This is a genomic window from Paenibacillus sp. sptzw28, from assembly GCF_019550795.1.
GTDB lineage: Bacteria > Bacillota > Bacilli > Paenibacillales > Paenibacillaceae > Paenibacillus_Z.
On the sequence record NZ_CP080545.1, the window covers coordinates 4295712 to 4308406 of the forward strand.

Below are 12695 nucleotides of genomic sequence, written 5' to 3' on the forward strand. Positions count from 1 at the left end.
TCCCCTCTCCGTGCAAACGCAAACGGCAATGCGAGTTGCCGTTCACGGTCTGGTTAGCATACGGTTTTATGAAAGCATTAAGGAATTAAAGGGTTATTGGGTATGGGCGAGTACCGCGAAATCCGGGCTCCAAGGCGGCCGAGCATCGTTTCGATCCTGTCGTAACCCCGGTCAATGTGATGAACCTGCTCCACGACCGTTTTTCCATGAGCGGCGAGTCCTGCGATTACGAGTGCGGCGCCGGCGCGCAGGTCGGTCGCTTCTACGGTTGCCCCGTAGAGCCTCGGTACGCCTCTGACGAACGCCGAATTCAAGTCGACCCGAATGTCTGCTCCCATGCGCGAGAGCTCGTCGACATGTTTGAAACGGCCTTCAAATATCGTTTCTTTCATTACGCTGACACCGTCGGCCAATGAGAGCAGGACCATGATTTGCGACTGCAGATCGGTCGGGAATGCCGGGTAAGGCGAAGTCACCAGCCGGTCAATCGCTTTAGGCCGGCTTGCGCTGCCGACTTTAATTATATCACCGTCAACCGTAATTTGAACACCTGCGCGGCGCAGCACATGAATGAGAGAGGTAAGGTGTGAGGGACTCGTATTTTGCAGCGTAACCTGCCCCCGTGTAACGGCCGCCGCTACCATAACCGTTCCTGTAACAATCCGGTCGGGAATCACTTGATACCGGCATGGTATAAGCCTGCTGACTCCCTCAATCGTTATCGTGTCTGTGCCCGCCCCGATGATTTTCGCGCCCATGCCGGACAGAAAGCGCTGCAGGTCTTGAATTTCCGGCTCGCGTGCGGCGTTGCTTATTGTCGTTAATCCGTCGGCCAGTACAGCGGCCATCATAATATTCTCAGTAGCGCCGACGCTTGGGAAGTCCAGGTGCACTTCAGCGCCTTTCAACCGATCCGCATAGCAAACGATCCGGCTTCCCTCTTCTTCAATCTGCGCTCCGAGCGCCGTTAATCCTCTCAGGTGCAAATCGATCTTTCGTTCCCCGATCGCGCAGCCGCCCGGCTGATAAATCGTAACCTTGCCAAAACGCGCTAGAAGCGGTCCCATCAAAAAGATGGATGATCGCATTTGACGCATGAGCGCCTCCGGGACGTGCGAGGAATGCGCGCTGGACGTGTCAAGCATGACCGTTTCCTCCGCGTGTTCCGCCCGGCAGCCGAGCTCGCGCAAAATGTTCAGCATGACTTCGATATCAAGCAGCTTGGGCACTTGATCGATGGTCACTTTTCCTTCTACTAGCAGGCTGGCAGCCAAAATCGGCAAAGCGGCATTTTTCGCTCCTTGGATAACAATGGTTCCTGAGAGAGGTTTCCCGCCTTCAATCACCAATTTGTCCAATGTATCACCTCCGAATTACCGCTCACCCACCACCAGTACTTCCGGCACCAAATCGACTCCGAACCTGTCTTTTACGGTGCTGCGAATAGTTGCCATGAGGGTGAGAACGTCGTCAGCTGTCGCTTGCCCGGTGTTCACAATGAAATTGGCGTGCTGCGTCGAAACCTCCGCGTCCCCGCTGCGCAAGCCTTTGAGACCGGCTTCTTCAATAAGTCTCGCGGCATAGTCGTTTGGCGGATTGCGGAACACACTGCCGGCGCACGGCAGTGTGAACGGTTGAGTGCGCAAACGGCGCTCCTTGTAAGAAGCCAACGTCGACGCAATTTCTTTTCTGTCCCCCGCCGCCAGCTGAAATGTAGCGCTTGCGATAATGCCAGGCTGCTCATGAAGTACGGAATGGCGGTAAGAAAAAGCCATCTGGTCGATTTCGTAGCGGACCAATTCTCCTGTTTCCAGCACAATGTCAGCTGATTTGAAAATGCGTGACACATCCGACCCGTGGGCGCCGGCGTTCATGTACACGGCACCGCCGACCGACCCCGGAATTCCCCCTGCAAATTCCAGTCCGGTCAGTCCTTCCTTGCCTGCCATAACAGACAGCTTGATAAAGGAATAAGCGGAACCCGCATGGACGAGCGTGCCATCAAATCGCGCATAATCGAATCCTTCGCCCGGTTGAATAACGACGCCCCGTATTCCTTTGTCGCTTACGAGCATATTGGAGCCGCGACCGAGATTGGTCCAAGAGACCTCATATCTGCGGAGCAGACGGACGACCGACACCAGCTGCTGTATATTTTGCGGAATGACCAGCACGTCCGCCGGTCCCCCGATCTTCCATGTCGTATATTCGGAGAGCGGCTCATTGCACATGACGCTCCCCGTATCGGTTTGTTTTAATTCCGCCAATAATTGCTCCATCTGTCGTACCTCCTTTAACTAAAGCGATTGTCGGAAAATCCGGCGATCGTTACCCCAGCCGGGCTGCCCGTTACCGGCATCTCTCTGCCAGGTGATGGGCCCGCCGGGTGACGGTCACGATTATAGAGTATACTATGCCTTCCGGAACGGGAGTGTGACAATCGCCTATACGTCGGGCGCGCCTTTGCCGGTAAGCCGCCGCAGCTCATTTGCAATGAGCGCGGCAGATTGAGGCATTCCCAGCGCGAGAGCGGCCCTGCCCATTTCGGCAAGCCTACCTTCGTTCTCTATCAGCGCGTATATTCGTTCAAACAGCATTGCCCCGCTCAGGCTGCGTTCAACGATCAATTCCGCCGCTCCGGCATCCGCAAGACTTCTAGCATTCGCTTCCTGGTGATTGTTCGTCACGTTAGGAGACGGTATCAATATGGAAGGAACCCCAAGCGCTGTTATTTCCGCAAGCGACGAAGCTCCGGATCTGCTCACGACTAGTCTGGAAGCGGACAGCACTTCGGGCATATTATTCAAATACGGCATCAGATGAAGGGTTTCCGGAAGCTTCGGTGTCGTCTTCCTTAACCTCTCCATCGTCTGCTCATAGTAGCTTTCACCTGTCACAAACACAAAATGGACGCCTGGCAGCCGCCCGATCAGCGGTGCCATGTCCACCATCGCATCATTTATCGCCTTCGCGCCTCTGCTGCCGCCGACCATCAGCACGATCCTGCTGCCTGGAGGCAGTCCCAGAGAAGCGCGGCCTTTATCTCTATTTGCCCTAACGACGTGCGTTGCGCACGGGTTGCCGGTGTATACGACATGCTTGGCGCGTTTGAACTGCTGAAGCGAGTCCTTGAAGCTGACTGCGACACAGTCCGCATAACGGGCTAAAAATTGGTTCGTCAGACCGGAAACAGCGTTCTGCTCGTGAATAAGCGTCGGAATGCCAAGCTTTGCGGCGGCGTAGACAACGGGACCGCAAACGTAACCGCCCGTTCCGACTACCACATCCGGTCTGAATTCACGCAGCAGCTGCTTCGACCGCCTGACACCTTTTAGAAAGCGCAGCACGGTTTTTACATTTTCCATGGATATCTTTCTTCTGAAGCCCGTTATTTCGACCGGTTCAAAGGGGATGCCTTGCGCCGGTACGATCCTGCTCTCTAAACCCTTTGGAGATCCGATATAGAGGATGGCCGAGTCCGGTGCTTCTTCGGCTGCCTGCCTGCCTATGGCAAGCGCGGGATATATATGGCCGCCTGTTCCGCCGCCGGTCAATACGATACGCATACAACGTCACCTCGAATAACGGGATATATTAAGCAAAATGCCGAGCGCCGTAAGCAGCAGCGTCAGCGAAGAGCCGCCGTAGCTGACAAGCGGGAGCGTGATGCCCGTCACCGGAAGCATGCCGATGACAACGCCGATGTTGATAAACACCTGGACGCCGACGATGCCGACGATGCCGACAGCCAGCAGGCTGCCGAACGTGTCTTGAGCCGATATTGCCGTTCTCAGGCCACGCCAGATTAAGATTGCGAACAACAGAATGATCGCGGCTGCGCCGATAAAACCCAGCTCCTCGGCAACAATGGAGAATATAAAGTCGGTTTGCGGCTCGGGCAAATAATTGAACTTCTGCCGGCTCATGCCGAGTCCGAGGCCGACAAGGCCGCCTGGACCGATGGCGTACAGGGATTGAATGATTTGGTACCCGGTTCCGAGCGGATCGGACCATGGATTAAGAAAACCTGTGATGCGGTCCATCCGGTACGGTGCGGCAAGTATAAGCCCTACCAATCCGGCAACCCCGACAAGGGCAAGGGAGCCCAAATGCGCAAGGCGCGCACCGGCCGTATAGATGACGAGCAGTGATGCGCCGACCATAACAGCGGCCGAGCCAAGGTCAGGCTGCATCATGATAAGACCGAAAGCGAGGCCCATAATGCCGAGAGGCGGCAGCAGCCCTTTGGTAAATAGCGTCACCGTCTGCTGCTTTTCGGACAACAGTTTTGCAAGAAACATGACCATGGCGAGTTTCATGAACTCGGACGGCTGAATGCCGAACGAGCTGATGCCGAGCCAGCTTCTCGCTCCGCCTCGAACAACTCCTATGCCTGGAATGAGGACAATAACAAGCAGGCCGAAGCAAACCAGAAGGGCCAGACGGGACCATTTCTTCCATATCCAGTAGTCGGTATTCATCGTTACAATCATCGCGCCAACGCCTAGTGCGGCGAATAACGATTGCCGCTTCACGTAATAGAATTTGTCGCCGAATTCGTGAAACGCCAGTACTGCGCTGGCGCTGTAGACCATGACGAGGCCCATGGCCAATATTGACAAAACTGAACCGATCATCCAAACGTCCGGGGCGGACCTGGCTTTTGCCATAGCGCTAACACCTCTTGCATGCGTAAGTAGGGACAAGCCCCCTACTTACAACGTATGCGCCGTTTGTTTAAAAATGCGCCCCCGCTGTTCATAGGATTTAAACATATCCCAGCTTGCGCATGCCGGAGAAAGGAGTACGATATCTCCAGGCTCCGCAATGGAGGCGGCTTCGCGTACAGCTTGCTGCAGCGTCGCTTCGGCGTTCTCCTCAGGTTCGACTGTTTTTACGCTAGTTAAACCTGCAAGCTCCGCAACGCGGGCAAGCTTGCCTCTGGTCTCACCCAGTGCGACTAGCCCTTTCACCTTATCCCGGAAGTGCGGCAGCAGCTCCATGTAGTCGGAACCGCGGTCTTGGCCGCCCGCGATAAGCACAATCCTGCCCGGGAAAGAACGGAGCGCAATAATTGTTGCTACCGGGTTCGTCGCTTTGGAATTATTGTAGTAAGTGATGCCGCCGCGCTCGCAAACGAATTCTAGCCGGTGCTCGACACCTCGAAAAGCGCGGAGCGGCTCAAGGAGCTGCTGCGGTTCCGCACCCGCGGCAACACACACTCCGATGGCCGCCAGTGCGTTGGCTGCATTATGCCTGCCGGGTATTCCAAGTTCGCTAACGGCCATTAAGGTTTCGGGCGCTTCGTTACGGCGTCGTACTACGATATACCGTTCGACCTCGTCTTGAGGCGCGGACAGCTCTACCGGGAACGGCGGATGGATGTACACGCCGTATGTAAGCGTCTGTGTTATTGAAAAAGGGAAAATCTCCGGTTTGATTGCTCCGGGTTCCATCAGCCGGCGGCATATCGGATCGTCCGCATTGAGAACAGCCGTATCTTCGGCTGTCTGATTGGCGAACAGCTTTACTTTGGATGCGACATAATCCTCCATGTCCCCATGGTAATCAAGGTGCGTTTCGGCTACATTGAGAAGCACCGAGACGCGCGGACGGAATCTTTGAGTCCCTTTCAGCTGGAAGCTGCTTAGCTCAGCGACGATCCAGTTATCCTCCGCAGAGGCCTGTGCCGCCTCGCAAAGCGGTGTGCCGATGTTGCCCGCGACGATAGGCTTTAAATTCGCTGCTTGGAGCATTTCGCCGACCCACGTTGTGGTTGTCGTCTTCCCGTTCGATCCGGTGATACCGATGATCGGCGCCGGCGAGAGCAGGTATGCAATCTCCACCTCCGTCACAACATCAAGGCCAAGCTCAAGCGCCTGACGGACCGGCGGCGCGGTATAAGGGATGCCCGGATTTTTGACGACAAGAGCCGTATCCGGGGTGATGAGCCCTTCCGGGTGCCCGCCGCAAATAACAGAAATACCCAAAGCGTCAAGCTCGTCCGCTTCGGGGCACAAATGACGTTCTTTCTGATCGTTTACCGTAACGAGCGCGCCGAATTTATGGAACAGCTTGGCGACGCTGACACCGCTTTTGGCCAAGCCGAGAATGACGACTGGTTTGTTCCGGTATTGTTCCGAAATGAACATTTTTATTACCCCCTAAATCCCCCTGATAGGGGGACCCCAAGGGCCCCGGCCCTCTGGACACCCGGAATGGTATAACGTCGGAGTGACAGAGGAACGCGCCCTAGTATGTTTGATGTGTAGGCTCGCTTTCGTCCCGTTCGGGACACGCTTTAATTTTGGCGCTTGCTAAGCGACCTGGTGACTCCGTCCTGAAGAACGTTTGAGCCGGCAGAGATGGTGGTTAGTTACTGTGTGCTGATGATCGCTTTCGTCCCGTTCGGGACACGCTTTAATTTTGGTGCTTGCGTCGCCCCTGGCGGGGCGATTTGTCGGCAGCTTCGCCGCCTTGTCCCTTGCGGGACCTTTAAGGCTCGGCAGCTTCGCCGCCTTGTCCCTTGCGGGACCTTTTTTTAAGGCTCGGCAGCTTCGCTGCCTTGTCCCTTGCGGGACCTTTAAGGCTCGGCAGCTTTGCCGCCTTGTCCCTTGCGGGACCTTTTTTAAGGCTCGGCGGCTTTGCCGCCTTGTCCCTGGGCGGGACTTTTAATGGACAAGCAGGAGGCCAAGAGCGGCGAAGATGATGCCGGCAAGCCAGAAGGTGGCTACTACTCGCCATTCAGACCAGCCCGAAAGCTCGAAATGATGGTGGATCGGGCTCATTTTGAATATGCGCTTGCCGCGCAGCTTGAAAGAGCCTACCTGCAGGATGACTGAAAGCATCTCGATAACGAATACGCCGCCGATGAGAATCAGCAGGATTTCCGTCTTCGTCAATATCGCAACGGCAGCGATTCCTCCGCCTATGCCCAAGGAGCCTGCATCGCCCATAAATACCTTGGCCGGATGGGCGTTGAATACCAGGAAGCCGAGCAATGCTCCGATCATAGAGGCGGAGAATACGGCAGATTCATGCTCGCTTGCTTGAAGCGCGATGAATGTAAAGGCGGCAAACGCTACAGCTCCGGTACCGGAAAGCAATCCGTCGACACCATCAGTGAAATTTACGGCATTTGTGGTGGCGAACAACATGATGACGACAAAGGGATAATAAAACCAGCCAAATTGAAGCTCCACCGATGTACCCGGAATTCCAACTGCGGTGCTGTGGTCCATTTGGTAAAGCAGAACGCACACAATTACCGAAAACACGAACTGCCCCAGGAGCTTCTGACGCGCGGTCAGGCCAAGGGACCGCTTGAATACGATTTTAATATAATCGTCGAGAAATCCGACAAGTCCAAATCCCAGCGACGATACAAGAAGCACCCAGAACTCGGATGTTTTGTCCGAGAATTTGAGAAACGCCAGCAGCATTGCCAGCATAATGATAATGCCGCCCATCGTCGGCGTGCCTTTCTTCTTCAAATGGCTTTGCGGGCCGTCGGTGCGGATCTGCTGCCCGAACTTGAGCCGTCTTAGCAGCGGGATGAACAAAGGTCCGAGCAAAACCGCAAGCAAGAAGGAAGCGCCGATTGACAGCAGGATGACCTTGATGTCCATATCCTCACCTCTTTACACGCGCTCCAGCGCATGGACGATATCTTCCATACGCATGCCGCGCGATCCTTTCACCAGCACGAGATCTTCCGGCGCAAGACGCACGCGGAGCCACTCAATCAGTTGTTCCTTATCGTCGAAGGCCATAACGGCCGCTTCATCCGTCTGGTCTGCACTTTCGCTTCTCTGAAACTGCTTTGAAGCCGCAGACGCCGTATGCCGGGACAGCTCGCCGAACGTCAGGAGTGCATCGGCTTTGTCCGGTGTGATGTAGTCCCCGATGCCTGCGTGAAGCTGCTCTTCCTGCGGTCCGAGCTCCAGCATGTCGCCAAGGACGAGCCATTTGCGGCGGTAACCGGACAACTGCTGCACAAAATCGATGGCAGCCCGAACGGCGGTCGGATTGGCATTCCAGGCATCGTTGAACAGCCTTGCTCCATTATACGCGGTCGACGGCTCAATGCGCATCCCGGTCAGCCGCAGCCCATCAAAGCCTCTGCGGATTTGTTCGGAAGGCACGCCGAGCCGTTTTGCCGCAGCCACAGCGGCCAGAGCATTCATAATATTATGGCGCCCGGCGATAGGAAGCTTTAGCTTCTGAAGCGAATCGTCTCCGGCCAAGTCGAAGGTGGAGGATGTCGCATCGATTGAAATGTTATTCGCCGACCAGTCGTTTCCTTCTGCCGTACCGAACGTTTGCTTCTCTACAGCTTCGGGCAGCTCCAAAGTCTTAACGCCCGCCTGAAGCAATGGTTCATCGCCGTTATAGAGCAGCAGACCGTCGGACCGCAGTCCCGAGGCAATCTCCAGTTTTGCCCTGGCGATCCCCTCGCGGCTGCCAAGCTGCAGCAAATGAGCGTCACCTATATTCGTAATGACAGCAATGTCGGGTTTGGCAATTCCGGTTAACAGTTCAATCTCGCCGAAGCCGCTCATTCCCATCTCAAGCACAACTATATCTATCGTCTCATCCAGCTGCAGAACGGTAAGCGGAAGGCCGATATGGTTATTCAGGTTACCTTCGGTCTTGTGCACGCGAAAAACGCCGGATAAAACCGACGCCATCATATCCTTCGTCGTTGTTTTGCCATTGCTGCCCGTTATCCCGACGACACGGACATTCAGCTCTTGACGATAAGCTGCGGCAAGCAGCTGCAGCGCCGTCAGTGTATCTTGAACAGAAATCACGGGAAACGCGGTCAACGCCTCCGGCACAGGACGGTCCGACTGCCAAAGCGTTGCCGCGGCACCGTTTTCCAGTGCAGAGGCGGCAAAATCGTGCCCGTCAAAATTATATCCGATCAGCGGTACGTACAGCTGACCGGGCTGTACGTCGCGGGAGTCTCTAGTCACACCGGTAATGCCGGTTTCGGCAAATCGGTCCTCTATCAGCGTTCCGCCGCACATTTCCGCAATGGCGCCTAATGTTCGTTTTATCACGGTGTAATGCTCCTTATCGCTTCTTTTGCCACTTCACGGTCGTCGAAGTCGTATGTAACGTCTCCGATGATTTGATAGGTCTCATGACCTTTCCCCGCAATCAATACTACATCTTCAGGGCTGGCCATTTCAACCGCTTTTTGAATGGCGGCCCGGCGATCGGGCAGCAGAACGTACCGGGACTTGGGTACGCCGTCCTTAATAAGGCCTGCTTCGATATCAAGGAGGATACGCTCCGGCGATTCCGTACGCGGATTATCCGAGGTTACGATCGCATAGTCCGCGTAGCGGCCGGCGATAGCCCCCATGATCGGCCGCTTCGAACGATCGCGGTCTCCTCCGCAGCCGAAAACGCAAATAATCCGGCCGGCGGCGAATTCCTTCACCGCCTTCAGCACATTGTCCAGTCCGTCCGGCGTATGGGCATAATCGACGATGACCGCAAACTTCTGTCCGGCATGCACGGATTCCACTCGTCCCGGCACACCCGGCACCGCTTCCAGACTGCTCTTGATTTGATCCAGCGGCACCCGTTCGATAAGTGCCGCGCAAACCGCTGCGAGCGCGTTATATACGTTGAACTTTCCGGCCATATTCAATGTGATATCCGTCGACCCGTCGAACGTCTCCAAATGGAAAGAGGTGCCGTGAGCCGTAATTCGAATGTTTGAAGCCCGCACATCGGCTTCATTGTCAACACCGTAAGTCAGCACCTCCGCCGAGGTCGCCCTTGCAAATCCGCCCGATGCGGAGTCATCCGCATTGAGTACCGCATATGCCCGCTCTTCAGGAGACAGGGCGTATTCATTGCCGAGCCTGGCGAACAGGAGTTCCTTGGCAGCGGCATACCGCTGCATGGTGCCGTGGTAGTCCAGGTGATCCTGGGTCAGATTCGTGAAAATCGCGGTCCGGTAACGGCATCCTTTCACCCGTCCCTGCTCCAGGGCGTGCGATGATACCTCCATTGCGCAGCAATCGGTTCCAGCCTCAATCATTGCGGCCAGATGCCGCTGCAGCTCGAGTGCTTCAGGTGTCGTGCCCGACATCGGGTACGAGCGCCCTCCGAAGCGTCTTTCCACTGTGCCGATGACGCCGGGCTTAAACCCGGCATCGGCGAGTATGCGCTCGATCAAATAGGTTGTAGTTGTTTTCCCGTTTGTTCCGGTAATGCCGATCAGCTTCAGCTTGCGGCTCGGGCTGCCGAAGAAATAATCCGCCAGGACAGCCATCGCATGACGGCTGTCCTTGACGATAAGCTGCGGAGCATCAACGGGAAGAGGCCGTTCAGCGACGAATGCCGCCGCTCCCCGCTCCGCCGCCTGAGGCGCAAAGTCATGGCCGTCCACCGTATGGCCGGGCAGACAAATAAATAAATCGCCCTGCATCACTTTACGGGAATCGATTTGAATTCCGTTCAATTCTATATTTGCATCGCCGGCAAGGCGTGCAGTGAGAAGCAAGGAAGCCAATTGTCCCAATTGCATGCATGTATCCCCCTCCACCGCACCCTTGGGCAGTCATGATTATGCCACAGGGTACCCGGTGCTTATACTTAAAGCCTTTATTACCATTATAGTCAAGGATGACTGCTTTCATCATCATCTTTTGCCAAGTAGATGCGTATCGTGGAACCTCGTTCGACCCGCGCGCCGGCTGCAGGCGCCTGCCGGATAACCGTATCCCCGCTGCCGGCGGACGTCAGGTTGAAATTCATGTTCATATCCTCGTAAATATCGGAAACCGTCTTGCCCACCAGATTCGGCACCGTTACGATCGGCGTCTCGCCATACTTGTAATCCCGGGCGATCTGGTCCTTACGGGGCTCAATTCCCATATACGGGAGCGCATCGGCCATAATGTTATGAACGATCGGAGCGGCGACGACGCCGCCGAATTGAATGCCCTTCGGGTTGTCTACTGCAACGTAAATGACAATTTTCGGATCGTCTGCCGGCGCGAAGCCGACGAATGAAACAATATGCTCATTCGGAGAATAGCGGCCGTTTATAACCTTTTGCGCGGTTCCAGTTTTCCCGCCGACCCGGTAACCGTCAAGAAATGCGTTGCGGCCGGTGCCTTTGGCTACGACGCTCTCCAGCGCTTCCCGCACCTGCTTGCTTGTAGTTTCCGAAATAACCTTCCGAACCTCTTCCGGCTGTACCGTGTCGACCGTTTCTCCCGTTTCGGGATTGATCCAGGCCTTCGCGACGTGAGGCTTATACAGTGCACCTCCGTTAATCGCAGCCGAGACGGCCGTTATCTGTTGAATCGGTGTTACGGAGACGCCCTGACCAAATGCGGTAGTGGCCAGTTCGACCGGTCCTACCTGGCTCATCTTAAACATAATGCCGTTCTCTTCGCCTCCGAGGTCGATGCCGGTCTTGGTGCCGAAGCCGAAGTTCTTAATGTATTGAAACAGTTTTTCTTTCCCGAGTCTGTTGCCAAGCGCCACAAAGCCGGGGTTGCACGAGTTTTGCACGACCTCGAGAAACGTCTGGCTGCCGTGGCCGCCTTTCTTCCAGCAGCGAAGGCGCGCGCCGCCGATTTCAACGGCTCCCGGATCGAAGAAATGGTCCGTTTTCAAATTTACCTTGCCTTCCTGCAGAGCAGCGGCCAGCGTAATGATTTTAAAGGTCGAACCGGGCTCGTAAGTCATCCAGATCGGGAGGTTCCGGTTATATATTTGCGGATCGACATCCCGGTATTTATCCGGCTCATAATTAGGACGGCTCGCCATTCCGAGTATTTCACCGGTGGTTGGATCCATAGCGATGGCAATTATGTTATCGGGCTCGAATTTAACCATAGCCTGGTCGAGCTCCCGCTCGATGATGGACTGGATCTGCTTATCGATGGTCAGCTCGAGATTAAGCCCGTCTTTGGGCTTCTCGTAGGTATCGGAAGACCCCGGCATCTGGCGGCCCTTCGCGTCGGACAGAAAGGAAATATTACCGTTGATTCCTTCCAGCAGGTCGTTATACGCGGCTTCGATACCGGTCAATCCCTGATTGTCAATTCCCGTAAAGCCCAGCACATGCGAAGCAAAGCTGCCCATCGGGTAATAACGTTTATTATCTTCGGCCACAACGACCCCAGGCAGGCTCAAATCCCTTACCTGCTGCGCTTTCTCGGTCGTAATTTTCCGCCCGCCTGGCTGAATGCGCACGATCAGCTGTTTTTTCGTAATCGTCGCGAACACTTTATCCGCCGCCATATCCAGAACGCTCGCAAGCTGCGTCGCTGTCTCTTTCGGATCCTTAATCTGCGCCGGTATGGCCATAACGGTCGGTGAACTTATATTATACGCAAGCTTTGTTCCGTTTCGGTCCCATATTTCGCCGCGCTTGGCCGAAAAAGGGATTTCCCTGCGCCAGGAATCTTCGGCTTTAGCCGCAAGCTCCTGGCCTTTATACAGCTGCACATAACCGAGCCTGCCGGCAAGAACCGTAAATGCAAGAACGGCGATTATAAGCGCGGCAAACAAACGACGTCTGACGGTAACGTTTGACACTTTCACCCGCAATCCCCTCCGAATGGCACGTAAAACGGGAACGTCTGTCCATCCGTTTCCTAATCCAAGCCTATTCGCAATAAAAGGGGGTTAGAACAAGCTGTCGCCTGCCATGAGCA

At 55.3% G+C, this 12695-nt stretch carries 9 protein-coding genes; all 9 read right to left on the reverse strand.

The genetic code is table 11. The features are described 5' to 3' along the window. Window positions 1–77 precede the first annotated feature (77 nt). Entirely contained in the window at window positions 78–1358 is a 1281-nt protein-coding gene (gene murA / locus KZ483_RS19775) for a UDP-N-acetylglucosamine 1-carboxyvinyltransferase (protein WP_220349287.1), read from the reverse strand. Window positions 1359–1373: 15 nt separating this feature from the next. Then, on the reverse strand, window positions 1374–2279 hold the full coding sequence (gene murB / locus KZ483_RS19780) for a UDP-N-acetylmuramate dehydrogenase (protein ID WP_220349288.1): 906 nt from the start codon (window positions 2277–2279) through the stop codon (window positions 1374–1376). A 165-nt stretch (window positions 2280–2444) separates the two neighbouring features. Then, window positions 2445–3566, reverse strand: coding sequence for an undecaprenyldiphospho-muramoylpentapeptide beta-N-acetylglucosaminyltransferase (murG, locus tag KZ483_RS19785; protein ID WP_220349289.1), 1122 nt, complete (start codon window positions 3564–3566; stop codon window positions 2445–2447). Between the two features lie 6 nt (window positions 3567–3572). Beyond that, window positions 3573–4670, reverse strand: coding sequence for a stage V sporulation protein E (gene spoVE, locus KZ483_RS19790; protein ID WP_220349290.1), 1098 nt, complete (start codon window positions 4668–4670; stop codon window positions 3573–3575). A 45-nt stretch (window positions 4671–4715) separates the two neighbouring features. Further along, the gene (murD, locus tag KZ483_RS19795; protein WP_220349291.1) at window positions 4716–6152 is read right to left on the reverse strand and encodes a UDP-N-acetylmuramoyl-L-alanine--D-glutamate ligase; all 1437 of its coding nucleotides are present in this window, start codon (window positions 6150–6152) and stop codon (window positions 4716–4718) included. A 519-nt stretch (window positions 6153–6671) separates the two neighbouring features. Then, window positions 6672–7628: a phospho-N-acetylmuramoyl-pentapeptide-transferase gene (gene mraY, locus KZ483_RS19800; protein ID WP_220349292.1), complete on the reverse strand. Its 957-nt coding sequence runs from the start codon at window positions 7626–7628 to the stop codon at window positions 6672–6674. Between the two features lie 12 nt (window positions 7629–7640). Then, on the reverse strand, window positions 7641–9065 hold the full coding sequence (gene murF, locus KZ483_RS19805) for a UDP-N-acetylmuramoyl-tripeptide--D-alanyl-D-alanine ligase (RefSeq protein ID WP_220349293.1): 1425 nt from the start codon (window positions 9063–9065) through the stop codon (window positions 7641–7643). Beyond that, complete coding sequence (locus KZ483_RS19810; protein ID WP_220349294.1) at window positions 9062–10549, reverse strand: UDP-N-acetylmuramoyl-L-alanyl-D-glutamate--2,6-diaminopimelate ligase; 1488 nt, start codon at window positions 10547–10549, stop codon at window positions 9062–9064. The genes murF and KZ483_RS19810 overlap by 4 nt, the downstream gene beginning before the upstream one ends. A gap of 92 nt (window positions 10550–10641) precedes the next feature. Beyond that, window positions 10642–12582 carry a stage V sporulation protein D gene (locus KZ483_RS19815; RefSeq protein ID WP_220349295.1) on the reverse strand — a complete coding sequence of 647 codons (1941 nt, stop codon included), beginning with the start codon at window positions 12580–12582 and terminating at the stop codon, window positions 10642–10644. Between the last annotated feature and the right edge of the window lie 113 nt (window positions 12583–12695).